The sequence below is a fragment of the Rathayibacter sp. VKM Ac-2928 genome (assembly GCF_022815545.1).
GTDB lineage: Bacteria > Actinomycetota > Actinomycetes > Actinomycetales > Microbacteriaceae > Rathayibacter > Rathayibacter festucae.
The window spans coordinates 87,832-102,440 of record NZ_JALGRU010000002.1 but is presented as its reverse complement, the minus strand read 5'-3'; the positions used below and the strand labels follow the sequence as shown (position 1 = coordinate 102,440).

Below are 14,609 nucleotides of genomic sequence, written 5' to 3'. Positions count from 1 at the left end.
CCGTCACGGCAGGAGGATCGGCGAGGGGTACGCGTCGTGGCTGAAGCAGAGCGTCACGCCCGACGCCTCCAGCCGCAGCAGCTCGGCCGAGGTGCGGTGGTGCGCGGCGGAGTCGTCGCTGATCAGGCGGGGCAGCGGCCGAAGGCGGTCGGACCACTCCAGGAACTCCCGGCCCCAGGCCGCGTCGCCGGCGAGCAGGACGCGCCCCTCGACGAGCGCGCCGAGGTGGCCGAGGGCGTGCCCGGGCAGCGGCGTCACCACGAAGCGGCCGTCGCCGAAGAGGTCGAAGCCGCTCACCCCGCCGGTCTCGGTCCGCGGCTGCTCGTCGACGACGATCCGGGTCGCGTCGGCGAACCACGGCGGGATCAGCGCGGCGAACACCCCGTCGGTGATCCGGCTGCGCCGCACCTTCTCGAGCTGTCCCGCGGAGAGCACGAGCGTCGTGTCCGGGAAGGCGGCCAGCCCGCCGACGTGGTCGGGGTGCAGGTGCGAGAGCACGACGAAGTCGATCGCGCCGGGCTCGATCCCCTCGCGCCGCAGCTGCGCGTCGACGGTCTCGCCCGGGGCGATCCGGGCCGGCAGGATCCGGCGGTAGAGCGCGCCGACCGGTCCCGTGCCCTCGAGCGTCGGCGGGTAGCCGGTGTCGAAGAGCACGCGGCGGCCGTCCGGGTGCGTGTAGAGGAAGGCGGCCGAGGGGAAGGTGCGCCGCGGGAGGCCCTCGCCGCGGAACACCCGGGAGAGCGGGAACGTCGTGTCGCCGCAGGAGAACACCCGGAGCGACCCGGTCGGCTCAGGCACGCTGTGCTCAGGCATCCTGCGTCCGGCCGTCCTGAGCTCGGTAGTGCTCGCCGACCCGGCGGATGCCCTCGGCCAGCGGCACGGCCGGCCGGTAGCCGAGCTCGGCCCGCGCCCGGGAGATGTCGAGGGTCTGCGCGTAGGCGAGGGTCGCGACCGTGTAGCGGGTGAAGGGCGGCTCGGCGCCGGAGGGGAGTCGCGCGTAGACCTGCTCGAGCAGCACGGCGAGGGCGCTCAGCACGCGGAGGTCGACGGTGATGAAGCGCGGCTCCTCGCCCATCGCCGCGAAGAAGCGGCGCAGCAGCTCGCCGAGCGGCGCCGGTTCGCCGTTGGTGATGTTGTAGACGCTCCCGCCCGCGTGCCGGGTGCGCGCGGCGAGGACGAGGGCGTCGGCGGCGTTCTCCACGCAGGTCACGTCGACGACGTTGCGCCCGCCGTCGAAGAGCGGGATGCCGCGGCGCCGGCTCGCGGCGAGGAAGCGCGGGATCAGGCTCGGGTCGCCGACGCCGATCAGGCCGCGCGGACGCAGGACGACGAGCTCGGGGATCCGGCCGGCCGCGTGCGCGGTCTGGAGCAGCCGCTCGGCCTCGATCTTGCTCCGGATGTAGAGGCTCATCCGGCTGGCCGGATCGAACTCGTCCTCGCGCACCATGTACTGGTGCCGCCGGGCCGAGTAGATGCTCGGCGACGAGACGAAGACGATCCTGCGGATGCCGCTGCGCTCGGCGAGGTCGATCATCGCCGCCGTGCCCGCGACGTTCGCCTCGTGGAACTGCGCCCAGGTGCCCCACGGGCTCGAGAGCGCGGCGGAGTGCACCAGGACGTCGGCCCGGATCGTCCGGCTCGCGAGTCCGGCGAGGTCGTCGGGCACCGTCTCGGCGCCGTCGGCCGAGAGCCGCTCGAGGGCGGCGCGGTTGCGGCCGGTGGCGATCACGTCGTCGCCGGCGTCGAGGAAGGCGCGCACGGCGTGACCGCCGAGGAATCCGGTCGCACCGGTGATCAGTATCCGCACGACGTCCCCTTTCCGAGGACAGAAGTCTTTCCGGGAAATACGGTAGAAACACTGCCACTCATCGGATGTCCACCACGTCCGTGCGCTTCTTGCGGCCCCAATACCAGAGCAGGATTCCGAGATAGCCGAGCTTCTTGCCTTTCCGGATGGAGCAGCGCACCACGGCCTCGCGATCGAATCTCGCCTGCCCGCCGGGGATCAGCTGGCACACCTTCAGGTGCAGCTCGAGGTCCTCGTCGGTGTCGTCGATGCTGGAGCGCGGGAAGCCGTCCACCTCGAGGTAGAGGTCGGCGTCGATCGCCATGTTGAGCCCCGGGACCATGAACATCGGGTACCGCTGGCCCGGCCGCCGGTAGAGGTAGCGGGGCGCGCGCTCGATGATCCCGATCAGCACCGCGCCGATCACTCCGTCGTACCAGCGGTACTCCGGCTCGTCGGTCCGCGGCTTCACCTTGCCGCCCACGATCCGCGCCCCCGTGCGGAAATCCGCCTTCAGCAGGCCGACCCAGCGGGGGTCGGGCAGGGAGTCCGCGTCGGTCCGCGCGACGATCGCGGCGCCCGCAGCGATCGCGTGGCGGAAGCCGGTGTCGGAGGCGGCGCCTGTGCCCTTCTGCGCCTCCTCGATCGTGCGGATGCTCATCTCGGGGTGCTGAGCGGAGAACGCGTCGATCACCGCGCGGGAGCCGTCGGTGCTCGCGTTGTCGACGAGGAGGAGCTCGAAGTCGCGGTCGTCCTGAGCGGCGAGCGCCTCGAGAGTGCCGCCGATCAGCTTCTCCTCGTCGAAGAAAGGGATCACGACCCAGAAGTTCTTCTCGCTCATTCCGCCCCTCTCGCCCCGGCCCATAGTGGCGGCGCCTCTCTCCGGCGTCAATTCGACGGCACCGCCGAATGCAGAACTTCATCCCGCGGAAACGTGAACAGCGCTATACAGGACTCGCTCCGGTGATTCCGCCGATCCGGAACAGGAAGGACGCCCTCGTGTCCGACGTGCTCCCCATCCGCATCCTCGGCACCGGCGAGGCGCTCCCCGCCCGCATCGTGCCCACCTCCGAGGTCGCCGCGCTCTGCGGCATCTCGACCGAGGAGGCGATCCGCCGCACCGGGGTCGAGACCCGGCACTGGCTCGCCGACGACGAGGATCCGCTCGAGCTCGGCCTGCTCGCCGCGCGGAGGGCGCTGGCCGCGGCCGGGATCGAGGCCGAGGACGTCGACGTCGTGCTGAACGCCTCCGGGACCTCGCTGCAGGCGATCCCCGACGGCGGCGCGCTGATCGCGGCCGGGCTGGGGCTCGCCGACGTCTTCGCCTACAGCCTGCACGCCACCTGCCTGTCGTTCCTGTTCGCGCTGCAGGAGGCCGGCTTCCTGATCGGCTCGGGCCGGGCGGAGCGGGTGCTGATCGTGTCGACCGAGGGCGGCAGCCGCGGCATCGACTTCGCGCAGGCCGAGAGCGCGATCCTCTTCGGCGACGCCGCCGCGGCGGTCGTGATCGGCCGCGCCGAGACGCCCGGCCAGGGCATCGTGACCTCGCGGTTCAAGACCCAGGTCAGCGGGGTGCGGCACGCCGAGATCCGCGGCTTCGGCTCGCGGATCCGGATCGAGGAGGCGCCGGAGCGGGTCGCCGACTTCAAGTTCGACATGCACGGCGGCCAGCTGCTCGTGGACGCCCTGCGCAACTTCCCGCGGTTCCTCGAGACCGTGCGACCCGGCCTGAGCAAGGGGACGCCCGGGATCGACCGGGTCATCCCGCACCAGACCAGCAAGGCGGGGATGGAGGGGATGGCGCGGCTCTGGGGCCGGCACACGATGACGATCACCCTCCCCGAGGTGGGCAACACGATCGGCTCGGCGATCCCGCTGGCGCTGCACCGCGCGAAGCCGCAGCCGGGGGAGCAGCTGCTGCTCGTCGGCACCGGCGCGGGCACGCACTACGGCGCGGTGATCCTGCAGTGCTGACGGGCCCGGCTGTCTCGAGGGGCCCGGCTGTCCCGACGGGCCCGGCGTTCATCGAGCTGGAGGCGGTGTCGAAGTCGTACCGCGCCGGGACGCGCCGGATCACCGCGCTGCGCCGCGCGTCGCTCACGATCGACCAGGGCCGGTTCACGGTCGTCCTCGGCCCCTCCGGCTCGGGGAAGAGCACGCTGCTCAACCTGCTCGGCGGGATGGACAGCGCGACCAGCGGGCGCATCCGGGTGGGCGATCAGCTGATCTCGTCGTTCCGCGACCGGCAGCTGACCGAGTACCGGCGGCTCAGCGTCGGCTTCGTCTTCCAGTTCTACAACCTGGTGCCGAACCTCACGGCGATGGAGAACGTCGCGCTCGCCGCCGCGCTGACGACGGACCGGGTCAGCGCCGAGCACCGCGCGCACGAGGGCCTCGAGCGGGTCGGGCTCGGGCACCGCTCCGGCAACTTCCCCGGGCAGCTGTCCGGGGGCGAGATGCAGCGCGTCGCGCTGGCCCGCGCGCTCGCCAAGCGGCCGGCGCTCCTGCTCTGCGACGAGCCGACCGGCGCGCTCGACTCGAAGACCGGCGAGCAGATCATGGCGCTGCTGCGCGAGACGGCGAGCGACGCGGGGACCGCGGTCGTCGTCGTCACGCACGACCAGCGCATCGGGCGGACGGCGGACCGGCTGATCCGCCTGCACGACGGCGACCTCGTCGCCGAGACCGCCTGACGTGCGCTTCCTCGTCCGCAAGCTCCGCCGCGACCTCCTGCGCTACAGCAGCCAGTTCGTGTCGGTGCTGCTGATGTCGGCGCTGAGCGTCACGGTCTACGCGGGCCTCGAGGGCGCGTGGCGGGGGATGCAGGTCGAGATCGACTCCTTCGCGGCCGAGAACGCGCTCCCGGACGCCTGGGTGTCGGCGCTCGGCTCGACGGACGAGGACGTCGCGGCGTTCGCGGCGCTGCCCGGGGTGACCGCGGTCGCGCGGACGACGACCTTCGCGCTCGCGCATCCGCTCGCGGAGGGCACCGGGACGCTGCTCACCACGACCACGACCACGACGACCGGGTCCGACGCGGTCGACGTGCCCCTGGTGCTCGAGGGCGCCGCGCTGTCGGCCGACGGCGGCGGCGTCTGGATCGACGAGGGCTACGCGCGGCTCAACGGCATCGCGGTCGGCGACCAGGTGCCGCTCTCGCGGGCGGGCGTCGCGAGCACGCTCGAGGTGCGCGGACTGGTGCTCGTGCCCGACGCCCTCGCGCTCACCGAGCCCGGCATGATCGCGCCGGAGCCGGGCCGCTACGCCGCCGCCGTGATCGCGCCCGAGACGGCCGCCGCCCTCGGTGTGCCCCTCGTCGGCGACACCCTCCGCGTGCTCGGCGACGCGGACACGGTGCGCGAGGCCGCCCCCGGCATCCTCGGCGAGCGCTACCTCGGCGTCGCCGACCGGAGCACGAACGCGGCGATCGCGCCCGTCTACGACCGGATCGAGCAGATCCGCGGCCTCGCGGTGCTGTTCAGCGCGCTCTTCGTGCTGGTCGCGCTCCTCGCCGTGTTCACCTCGATCCGCCGGCTCGTCGACATCCAGCGGACCGAGATCGCCACGCTCGGCGCACTCGGCATGGGACGGCGCGCGATCGGTCTCTACTACGCCGGGCTCTCCTCGGTCGTCGTCGGGACGGGGGTGCTCCTCGGCGGCGCGCTCGCCCCCGTGCTCTCGCTCTACGTGCTCGACACGCAGCGCGGAAGCTTCGCGCTGCCGGAGTGGCGGATCGCCTACACCTGGACCTCGCCGGCGCTCGCCGCGGGTCTCGTGCTCGCCTGCGGCGCGGGCGCCTGGGCGGTCACCGCCCGCGCGCGCCGGCTCACTCCCGCCGAGGGGATGCGCCCGCCCGCCGAGCACTCGCACCGGATGGCGATCGAGCGCCTCCCCGCGCTGTGGTCGCGGATCGGCTTCGGCGAGCGCTGGGCGCTGCGCGATGCGGCCGGCAACCCGGTGCGGGTCGCGGTCGGGGTCGTCGCGGCGGCGGGCTGCATGATGCTGCTGGTCGCCGGCTTCGGGATCCCGGAGTCGCTCGCGCGCCAGATCGAGCGCGGCTACGGCGACCAGTACCGGTACGCCGCCTCGGTGCAGGTGGCGCCGGGAGCGACGCCCGAGCAGCTCGCCGAGCTCGCCGCGCAGGCGGGGCCGGGGCAGTGGATCCAGCAGCGCCCGTTCCGGCTGACCGGGGCGGGCGCCGGCCCCGCCGAGTACGTGCTGACGGTGCTCGGGCCGGGCGATCTCTACCTGCTCCGCGACGCCTCCGGCACCCCGCTGTCGCTCGTCGACGGGCCGGTGGTGACCTCGCGGATCCAGGAGGCGACCGGCGGCGGGGTCGGCTCGAGGGTCGACCTCGAGGTCGGCGGCGCGGGTCCGGTCGCGGCGATGGTCGCGGCCGTCGCGGACGTGTCGCAGCCGCAGGGCCTGCTGCTCTCGGAGGCGGCCTGGACCGGTCTCGGCGAGGACTTCGCGCCCACCGCGTACCTCACCCAGGCTCCGCTCGACGGCGCGCCGGCCTCGGCGGCCGCCGGTCCGGTGCTCGCCCTGTCCGAGCAGCGGGCGAACGCCGAGTCGGTGGTCGCGGCGCTCTCGGGGGTGTTCACCCTGATGAAGGTGCTCGCGATCCTCCTGGTCGTCGTCTCGCTCTACAACCTCGGCGCCCTCGGGTTCTCCGAGCGCGAGCGCTCCTACGCGACCCTCCGGGTGCTCGGCACGCGCGACGGCGAGCTGCGGACGCTCGCGCTGACCGAGAACGCGATCACGGCCGTCCTCGGCTGGCTCGCGGGCATCCCGGCGGGGCTGTGGTTCCTCGGCCGCTACACCGACATCTTCAGCGACGACCGCGCGGTCTACGCCCCGTACGTGTCGCTGCCGAGCGTGCTGGCGGCGTCCGCGATCACCCTCGGCTTCGCCTCGACGGCGACGCTCCTGCTCACCCGGCGGGTCCGCCGGATCGAGATGGCGAGCGCCCTCAAGGGGGTGGAGTGAGGCTCACCACGTGCTGACGGTCGTCCGGGTGATCACCCACTCGTCGCCGATCGGCACCAGCCGGCTGGTGAGCTGCAGCCGCCAGGTGGCGTGCAGCGAGCCGATCGTCGCCTCGGTCAGGGTGCGCGAGACGAGCACCGGGTGCGCGGCCGTGCCGGAGACCGCGCTCTCGACGTGATCGATGGCGTGGTACTCCTTCAGGCCCTCGGCGATGTCGTCCATCCAGTCGAGCTTCGACTGCACGAGCCCGGTCGGGTGCTCGATCACGAAGCGGGTGTCGAGCAGCGCGTCGAGCACGGGGAGGTCGACGAACACCAGCGCGTCGAAGAGCTCGTCGTGCGCGTCGCGGGGCTCGGCCCCGTCCTCGCCCGGTGTCAGGTCGCCCGGTGTCAGCGCGTCCGGCATCAGGGTGTCCTCCGCATCGAGGGCGGCGCGGTCGTCGCGCGCCGCACCAGCTGGGTCGGCAGCTGCACGTGCAGCGAGGCGGGGGTGCCGCCCGCCATCAGCGTGATCAGCATCTCGGCCGCCGTCGCGCCGAGCGTCTGCATCGGCTGCCGGATCGTGGTCAGCGGCGGATCGAAGCGGGCCGCCTCGGGCACGTCGTCGAAGCCGACCACCGAGAGGTCGCGCGGCACGTCGAGCCCGAGGTGCGCGGCCGTCTCGATGATCGCCAGGGCCGAGACGTCGTTCGCGGCGAAGACGGCGGTCGGCCGGTCGGCCAGCGAGAGCATCGTCGAGGCCGGCAGCCGCGCCGTGTCGTGGTGGTAGCTGCCCACGCGGAGCAGCCGCTCGTCGAACGCGATCTCCGCCTCCGAGAGCCCGGCGCGGTAGCCGGCCTCGCGCAGCCGGGCGGAGCGGAGGTCGACGCGGCCGGCGACGAAGCCGATGCGCCGGTGGCCGAGGGTGACGAGGTGCCGCACGGCCTGGAGGGCGCCGCCGAAGCTGTCCGACTCGACCGTCGGCACGTCGGCGCGGCCGGTGTGCGGGTCGACGGCGACCAGCGGGATGTCCGACGGCGTGCTCACCACCGAGGGCGTCACCACGATCGCGCCGTCGATCAGGGTGCCGCTGAGCCGGCTGAGCGAGCGCCGCTCCCAGCCCTCCTGCTCGCCCTCGTGCGAGCCGCTGTAGGCGAGCAGGTCGAAGCGCGACCGGCGCAGCACCGAGCCGACGCCCTTGAGGATCTCCGCGCTGAACGGCTCGAAGCCGGCGACCAGCACGCCGATCACCCCGGTGCGCCGCGAGCGCATGCTGCTGGCGACCAGGCTCGACTCGTAGCCGAGCTCGCGCACGATCTCGAGCACGCGGTTCGCCGTCGCGGGCGCGATGCCGTAGCGGCCGTTCATCGCCTTCGACACGGTCGCGACCGAGACGCCGGCGGCGGCGGCGACGTCGTGGATGGTCGGGCGGAGGGACATGCGGTCGACCCTAGACCCCGGAAGCGCGCCGATGAGAGCGCGATCCGGATCCTCAGCCCGGCGCTTCGAAAATGGTTTCGAAAACGTTTGCCGATCCTTTCGGCCGCTCTGAGACTGATCGGGCCCGTCCTGGACGGGCGCACCCCGGCGCCGCTCTCCCTGGCGGCGCCTCTCAGCGAAGAGAACGGTTCGAACGATGAAGTTCACGAGATCAGCATTCAGGAAGACGGCGGTGGCCACCGTGGCCCTGCTCGGCGCGGCGGCGGCCCTCAGCGGCTGCTCCGCCCAGGACGCGGGATCCTCCGACGGCACCGTCGCGATGACCCTGTGGCAGAACTCCACCACCGGCCCCGGCCAGGAGTTCTGGGAGAAGACGATCGCCGACTTCGAGGCCGCCAACCCGGGCGTCACCATCGAGTCGCAGGCCATCCAGAACGAGGACCTGGACGGCAAGCTGCAGACGGCGCTCAACTCGGGCGACGCCCCGGACATCTTCCTCCAGCGCGGCGGCGGCAAGCTCGCCGCGATGGTCGCCGGCGGCCTGGTCAAGGACCTCACCGGCGGCATCTCGGACCAGGCGCGCAGCGAGATCCCCGAGGGCTCGTTCCTGGCGAACACGCTCGACGACAAGGTCTGGGCGATGCCCGTGGCCGTGCTCCCCGGCGGCCTCTTCTACAGCCAGGACCTCTTCACCGAGGCCGGCATCACCGAGACGCCGAAGACCCTCGACGAGCTCGACACCGCGGTCACCGCGCTCAAGAGCGCTGGAGCGCAGCCGATCGCGCTCGGCGCGAAGGACGCCTGGCCCGCAGCGCACTGGTTCTACTTCTTCGCCCTGCGCGAGTGCAGCGCGGACACCATGGCCGAGGCGGCCGACTCCAAGGACTTCTCGGACGACTGCTGGCTGAAGGCGGGCGAGGACCTGCAGTCCTTCGCCGGCACCGAGCCGTTCAACGAGGGCTTCCTCACCACCGCCGCCCAGCAGGGCGCCGGATCCTCGGCCGGACTCCTGGCCAACCACCAGGCCGGCATGGAGCTGATGGGCGCCTGGAACCCCGGCGTCATCGCCTCGCTCACCCCCGACGAGAAGCCCCTGCCCGACCTCGGCTGGTTCCCCTTCCCCGAGGTGGACGGCGGCGCCGGCGCGCCGGGCTCGATCATGGGCGGCGTCGACGGCTACTCCTGCTCCACCGCGGCGCCCGACGAGTGCGTCGACTTCCTGAACTACCTCGCCACCTCCGACGTGCAGAAGGAGTACTACGCCGCCTTCAACGCGCCGCCGGTGAACACCGTCGCGCAGGAGGCCGTCACCGAGCCGTACCTGAAGGACATCCTCGCCGCGTACAACTCGGCGCCCTACGTCTCGCAGTGGCTCGACACCGTCTACGGCCAGAACGTCGGCAACGCGCTGAACGTCGCCGTCGTCGACCTGCTCGCCGGCAAGAGCGACCCGGAGCAGCTCGTCGAGGCCGTCGACGCCGCCGCGGCCAAGGCCTGACCGTGACGACCACAGCGCTCCGCGAGGACGCGCGCCCCGAGGCCCCGGCGGCGAAGCGACGCCGCCGGGGCCTCGGCTGGTCGGGCCGCCTCGAGGTCGCGATCCTCGTCGGCCCGGCGCTGATCGTCTTCCTCGCCTTCGTGATCTTCCCGGTCGTGATGGCGGCCTACTACGGCTTCTTCAGCTGGCAGGGCTACGGCGTCCCGACCGACTTCGTCGGGTTCAAGAACTACCTGACGATCCTGCAGGACCCGACCTTCCACGAGGCGCTCAGCCACAACGGCACGATCGTGGTGCTCTCGCTCGTCCTGCAGGGGCCGGCCGCGATCCTGATCGCGCTGCTGCTCAACCGCAAGCTGCGCGGGCAGTCGATCATCCGCGTCCTGATCTTCGTGCCCTACGTGATCTCCGAGGTCGTCGTCGGCACCGGCTGGAGCCTGATGCTCCAGACCAGCGGCGCCGTCAACGGCTTCCTCGAGAAGGTCGGGCTCGGCGCGCTGAAGCAGGACTGGCTCTCGGACCCGGCGATCGCCATCTGGACCCTGATGCTGATCATCACGTGGAAGTACATCGGCTTCGCCGTGATCCTCTTCCTCGCCGGCCTCCAGGGCATCCCGGAGGAGCTGTCCGAGGCCGCGTCGATCGACGGCGCGTCCTACTGGCAGGTGCAGCGGCGGATCACCCTGCCGCTGCTCGCCCCGACCCTGCGGATCTGGGCGTTCCTGTCGATCATCGGCGCGCTGCAGCTGTTCGACCTCGTCTACATCATCTGGGGGCAGTACGTGTCCTCGACCGCCGGCACCTCGACCATGGCGACGTACCTCGTCACCAACGGCCGCAACGCCGGCAACTACGGCTACGGCAACGCGGTCGCCGTGGTCCTGTTCCTCGTCTCGCTGATCGTCGCGCTGCTCTACCAGCGCTTCGTGCTGCGGCGGGACACCGAAGGCGCCCTCACGGGAGACACGCGGAAGGCCGGAGCCAAGAGATGACGACCCTGACAGCGGTGCCCCCGGGCACGAAGCCGCCCACCGCGACCACGCCGCTCTCGCCGCGGCCGCCCAGGCCCCGCCGCCGCCCGCTGGGGCGCGGCACGATCATCGCCTACGTCGTCGCGATCGTCGTGATCGCCCTGATGCTGGCGCCAGTGGCGTACATCATCATCGGCGGATTCCGCACGAACGCGCAGATCACCACCGACCCGTCCGGGTTCCCCGCGCCGTGGAACGTGCAGAACTACCTCGACGTGATCACCGGCGGCATCTTCTGGCGCGAGGTCGGCAACTCGGCGATCGCGGCCGGAGCGACCACCCTCGGCGTCGTCGTGCTGGGGCTGATGGCGAGCTACGTGCTCGCCCGCTACAGCTTCAGCGGCCGCGGCGTGTTCTACGCGCTCTTCGCGGCCGGACTGATGTTCCCGATGACCGTCGCGATCACGCCGCTCTACCTGGTGATCAAGAGCCTCGGCCTGATGAACTCGCTCGCCGGCGTCGTGCTCCCGCAGATCGCGTTCGGCCTGCCGACGACGATCATCATCCTGGTGCCGTTCCTGCGGGCGATCCCCGACGAGATCCAGGAGGCGGCCTTCATCGACGGCTGCAGCCGGATCGGCTTCTTCTGGCGGATGGTCGTCCGCCTGGCGATGCCGGGCGTGATCACGACGGGCATCCTCGCCTTCATCGCGAGCTGGAACAGCTACCTGCTGCCGCTGTTCATCCTCAGCGACGAGTCGAGCTTCACCCTGCCGCTGGGCGTGCAGGCCTTCTCGTCGCAGTACTCCGTCGACACGGCGAAGGTGCTCGCCTTCGTGTCGCTGTCGATGATCCCGGCGCTGATCTTCTTCAGCGTCTTCGAGCGCCGCATCGTCGGCGGACTCACCGGAGCGGTGAAGGGATGACCCCCATGAACGAGAGCCCCACCACCGAGACTCCCGCCCCGTCCGCGCGCGTCGCCGACCTGATCGGCCGGATGACGCTGGAGGAGAAGCTGACCCAGCTGGTCGGCTACTGGGTCGATCAGGGCGGCGAGGTCGTCGCGCCGCTGGCCGGCGAGATGGCCACCTCCACCGGCTACGCCGACGCGACCCGCGAGGGCATCGGCCAGCTCACCCGCGTCTACGGCACCCGCCCGGTCGACCCGGTCGAGCGCGCGCAGTGGCTGTGGGCCGAGCAGCGCCGGCTGGTCGAGGAGACCCGGCTGGGCATCCCGGCGATCGTGCACGAGGAGTGCCTGACCGGGCTGGCGGCGTGGAAGGCGGCGACCTTCCCGACTCCGCTGGCCTGGGGCGCCTCGTTCGACCCGGAGCTGGTCGAGGAGATGGCCGCGGCCATCGGCGGCTCGATGCGCGAGCTCGGCATCCACCAGGGCCTCGCCCCCGTGCTCGACGTGATCCGCGACCCCCGCTGGGGTCGCGTGGACGAGTGCATCGCCGAGGACCCGTACGTGGTCGGCACGATCGGCACCGCCTACGTGCGCGGCCTGCAGTCGGCGGGCGTCGACGCGACGCTCAAGCACTTCATCGGCTACTCCGCCTCGCGCGGCGGCCGCAACCACGCGCCGGTGCACGCCGGACCGCGCGAGATCGCCGACGTGCTGCTGCCGCCGTTCGAGATGGCGATCCGCGACGGCGGCGCCCGCTCGGTGATGAACTCCTACGCGGAGATCGACGGCGACCCGGTCGGTGCGACGCCGGCCTACCTCACCGGAGTGCTCCGCGAGCGCTGGGGCTTCGACGGCGTGGTGGTGGCCGACTACTTCGCGGTCGCCTTCCTGCACCTGATGCACGCCGTCGCCGCCGACCTCGGCGAGGCCGCGCAGCTGGCGCTCGAGGCCGGCATCGACGTGGAGCTGCCGACCGGCGACGCCTTCCTCGCGCCGCTCGCCGAGCGGATCCGCTCCGGCGGCGCAGACGAGGGGATCGTCGACCGCGCGCTGCTGCGGGTGCTCGCGCAGAAGGAGCGGCTCGGCCTGCTCGACGCCCGCTTCGACGACGCGCCCGAGTCGATCGACCTCGACTCGCCCGCGCACCGCGACCTCGCCCGCCGCCTGGCCGAGGAGTCGCTCGTGCTGCTGACGAACGACGGGCGACTTCCGCTCGCCCAGCCGCGCCGGATCGCCTTGATCGGCCCGAACGCCGACAGCGCGCCCGCCCTGATGGGCTGCTACTCCTTCGCCAACCACGTGCTGGCGCACCACGAGGGCGTGCCGCTCGGCTTCGAGATCCGCACGGTGCGGGAGGCGCTCGCCGCCGAGTTCCCGGGGAGCGAGCTGCTCCTCGCCGAGGGCTGCTCGGTGGAGGGCGACGACTCCTCCGCCGACACCGCAGGGATCGCGGAGGCCGTCGAGGCCGCCCGCGGCGCCGAGGTGGCCGTGGTCGTCGTCGGCGACCGGGCCGGGCTCTTCGGCCGCGGCACCGTCGGCGAGGGCAACGACGTCGAGAGCCTCGAGCTGCCCGGCCGTCAGCGCGAGCTGGTCGAGGCGGTCGTGGCCACCGGCACGCCGGTCGCCCTGGTGCTGCTCACCGGCCGCCCCTACGCGATCGAATGGGCGATCCGCGGCGCCTCCGCCCCCGCGGCGGTGCTGCAGGCGTTCTTCCCGGGGGAGGAGGGGGCCGGCGCGATCGCGGGCGTCCTCTCGGGCCGCGTCTCGCCGTCCGGCCGACTGCCGGTCTCGCTGCCGCGCTCGGCCGGCGCGCAGCCGTTCTCCTACCTGCACCCGATCCTCGGCGGGCCCTCCGACGTGACCAGCGCCGACAGCACGCCCGTGCTGCCGTTCGGGCACGGGCTGAGCTACACGGCCTTCAGCCGGTCGGAGCTGGCGCTGGAGTCGGCGGATCCCGGAGCGGCGGAGGCTCCCACTGACGGCGCCTTCACCGCGACCGTGCGGGTGCGCAACACGGGGGAGCGCGACGGCGTCGACGTCGTGCAGCTCTACGCGCGCGACGTGATCGCCTCGGTGACCCGCCCGGTCGCGCAGCTGCTCGGCTACGCGCGGGTCGAGCTCGCGGCGGGGGAGCAGGCGCTGGTGCGCTTCGACGTCCCCTCCGCGCGGCTGGCCTTCACCGACCGCCGCGGCGTGCGCTCGGTCGAGCCGGGGCTCGTCGAGCTCTGGGTCGGGCCGGACTGCGCCACGAGGGAGGCGACCGCCGAGGTCGTGCTGACCGGCGAGGTGTCGCCCGTCGGCGCCGAGACCCGGCGCACCGTGCTGACCGAGGTCGTGCGCGAGGACGCGCGGGTGGCGGTGCTCTGAGGCCCGGGCCAGGCTGGGGGGCATGAGCACCGATCCGAGCGCCATCGATCCGAGCAGCGCCCATCAGAAGCAGACTCTCCTCCGCTACCTGCAGGAGGGCCGCGACGCCCTCCTGCAGAAGCTCGACGGCCTGGGCGAGTACGACCTCCGCCGGCCGCTGGTGCCCACCGGCACCAACCTGCTCGGCCTGGTGAAGCACGTCTCGGGGACGGAGGCCGGCTACCTCGGCGCCGTCTTCGGCCGGCCGTTCCCCGAGCCGATGCCCTGGATGGAGGACGAGTCCGAGCCGAACTCCGACATGTGGGCGACGGCGGAGGAGTCCCGCGAGCAGGTGGTGGAGCAGTACCGCCGGGTCTGGGCGCACTCCGACGCGACGGTGGCCGCGCTCGACCTCGACGCCCCGGGCGTCGTGCCGTGGTGGACGACCCGGGACGTGACGCTGCACCGGATCCTCGTGCACCTCACCGCCGAGACCCACCGGCACGCGGGGCACGCCGACATCGTCCGCGAGCTGATCGACGGCCGGGTCGGGCTGCGCACGCCGGGCGACAACCTGCCGCCGGTCCCCGCCGAGTGGTGGCCGGAGCACGTCACCCGGCTGGAGGCGGTGGCGCGCGCGGCGGAGCAGTAGCGCTGCCGGCGGGGCTCCTGGGCGCCACCTCCCCCGTAG

General features: G+C 72.7%; 13 protein-coding genes. 8 read left to right on the top strand and 5 right to left on the bottom strand.

Features of this window, described 5'->3' with window-relative positions; genetic code table 11:
• Positions 1 to 3: 3 nt before the first annotated feature.
• Genes MT350_RS08030 through MT350_RS08020 form a run of 3 tightly spaced genes read right to left on the bottom strand, consistent with a single transcriptional unit; the run spans position 4 to position 2,627 of the window.
• A complete protein-coding gene (locus MT350_RS08030; protein WP_243615690.1) occupies positions 4 to 798 on the bottom strand; it encodes an MBL fold metallo-hydrolase in 795 nt (264 codons plus the stop codon).
• 7 nt (positions 799 to 805) lie between these two features.
• Positions 806 to 1,807, bottom strand: coding sequence for an NAD(P)-dependent oxidoreductase (locus MT350_RS08025; protein ID WP_243615689.1), 1,002 nt, complete (start codon positions 1,805 to 1,807; stop codon positions 806 to 808).
• A gap of 58 nt (positions 1,808 to 1,865) precedes the next feature.
• Positions 1,866 to 2,627 (bottom strand): glycosyltransferase, encoded by a 762-nt coding sequence (locus MT350_RS08020; protein WP_243599643.1) that lies wholly within the window; start codon positions 2,625 to 2,627, stop codon positions 1,866 to 1,868.
• A 158-nt stretch (positions 2,628 to 2,785) separates the two neighbouring features.
• Between MT350_RS08020 and MT350_RS08015 the strand changes: the two genes are divergently transcribed.
• From MT350_RS08015 to MT350_RS20425, 3 genes are all read left to right on the top strand, one after another.
• Positions 2,786 to 3,760 carry a 3-oxoacyl-[acyl-carrier-protein] synthase III C-terminal domain-containing protein gene (locus MT350_RS08015; RefSeq protein WP_243599644.1) on the top strand — a complete coding sequence of 325 codons (975 nt, stop codon included), beginning with the start codon at positions 2,786 to 2,788 and terminating at the stop codon, positions 3,758 to 3,760.
• A 65-nt stretch (positions 3,761 to 3,825) separates the two neighbouring features.
• A complete protein-coding gene (locus MT350_RS08010) occupies positions 3,826 to 4,479 on the top strand; it encodes an ABC transporter ATP-binding protein (RefSeq protein ID WP_243599645.1) in 654 nt (217 codons plus the stop codon).
• A gap of 1 nt (position 4,480) precedes the next feature.
• The gene (locus tag MT350_RS20425; protein WP_243599646.1) at positions 4,481 to 6,775 is read left to right on the top strand and encodes an ABC transporter permease; all 2,295 of its coding nucleotides are present in this window, start codon (positions 4,481 to 4,483) and stop codon (positions 6,773 to 6,775) included.
• A 3-nt stretch (positions 6,776 to 6,778) separates the two neighbouring features.
• On the opposite strand, the gene MT350_RS08000 is transcribed toward MT350_RS20425, so the two are convergent.
• Together MT350_RS08000 and MT350_RS07995 are read right to left on the bottom strand one after the other, a co-directional pair.
• On the bottom strand, positions 6,779 to 7,180 hold the full coding sequence (locus MT350_RS08000; protein ID WP_243615688.1) for a nuclear transport factor 2 family protein: 402 nt from the start codon (positions 7,178 to 7,180) through the stop codon (positions 6,779 to 6,781).
• Positions 7,180 to 8,193: a LacI family DNA-binding transcriptional regulator gene (locus MT350_RS07995; RefSeq protein ID WP_243615687.1), complete on the bottom strand. Its 1,014-nt coding sequence runs from the start codon at positions 8,191 to 8,193 to the stop codon at positions 7,180 to 7,182. The genes MT350_RS08000 and MT350_RS07995 overlap by 1 nt, the downstream gene beginning before the upstream one ends.
• 196 nt (positions 8,194 to 8,389) lie before the next feature.
• Between MT350_RS07995 and MT350_RS07990 the strand changes: the two genes are divergently transcribed.
• Genes MT350_RS07990 through MT350_RS07970 form a run of 5 tightly spaced genes read left to right on the top strand, consistent with a single transcriptional unit; the run spans position 8,390 to position 14,570 of the window.
• Entirely contained in the window at positions 8,390 to 9,691 is a 1,302-nt protein-coding gene (locus MT350_RS07990; RefSeq protein ID WP_243615686.1) for an extracellular solute-binding protein, read from the top strand.
• Between the two features lie 2 nt (positions 9,692 to 9,693).
• The gene (locus MT350_RS07985) at positions 9,694 to 10,683 is read left to right on the top strand and encodes a carbohydrate ABC transporter permease (protein ID WP_243585885.1); all 990 of its coding nucleotides are present in this window, start codon (positions 9,694 to 9,696) and stop codon (positions 10,681 to 10,683) included.
• Positions 10,680 to 11,588, top strand: coding sequence for a carbohydrate ABC transporter permease (locus MT350_RS07980; RefSeq protein WP_127888123.1), 909 nt, complete (start codon positions 10,680 to 10,682; stop codon positions 11,586 to 11,588). Before MT350_RS07985 ends, MT350_RS07980 begins: the two co-directional genes overlap by 4 nt.
• Positions 11,589 to 11,593: 5 nt before the next feature.
• Positions 11,594 to 13,939 (top strand): glycoside hydrolase family 3 N-terminal domain-containing protein, encoded by a 2,346-nt coding sequence (locus tag MT350_RS07975; protein ID WP_243615685.1) that lies wholly within the window; start codon positions 11,594 to 11,596, stop codon positions 13,937 to 13,939.
• Between the two features lie 22 nt (positions 13,940 to 13,961).
• On the top strand, positions 13,962 to 14,570 hold the full coding sequence (locus tag MT350_RS07970) for a DinB family protein (RefSeq protein WP_243615684.1): 609 nt from the start codon (positions 13,962 to 13,964) through the stop codon (positions 14,568 to 14,570).
• Positions 14,571 to 14,609 lie beyond the last annotated feature (39 nt).

What these genes read in the sequence shown, in the direction of transcription:
- MT350_RS08020 (WP_243599643.1), bottom strand. Translation starts at nt 2,627, where the DNA reads ATGAGCGAGAAGAACTTCTGGGTCGTGATCCCTTTCTTCGACGAGGAG.
- MT350_RS08000 (WP_243615688.1), bottom strand. Translation starts at nt 7,180, where the DNA reads ATGCCGGACGCGCTGACACCGGGCGACCTGACACCGGGCGAGGACGGG.
- MT350_RS07995 (WP_243615687.1), bottom strand. Translation starts at nt 8,193, where the DNA reads ATGTCCCTCCGCCCGACCATCCACGACGTCGCCGCCGCCGCCGGCGTC.
- MT350_RS07990 (WP_243615686.1), top strand. Translation starts at nt 8,390, where the DNA reads ATGAAGTTCACGAGATCAGCATTCAGGAAGACGGCGGTGGCCACCGTG.
- MT350_RS07980 (WP_127888123.1), top strand. Translation starts at nt 10,680, where the DNA reads ATGACGACCCTGACAGCGGTGCCCCCGGGCACGAAGCCGCCCACCGCG.
- MT350_RS07975 (WP_243615685.1), top strand. Translation starts at nt 11,594, where the DNA reads ATGAACGAGAGCCCCACCACCGAGACTCCCGCCCCGTCCGCGCGCGTC.
- MT350_RS07970 (WP_243615684.1), top strand. Translation starts at nt 13,962, where the DNA reads ATGAGCACCGATCCGAGCGCCATCGATCCGAGCAGCGCCCATCAGAAG.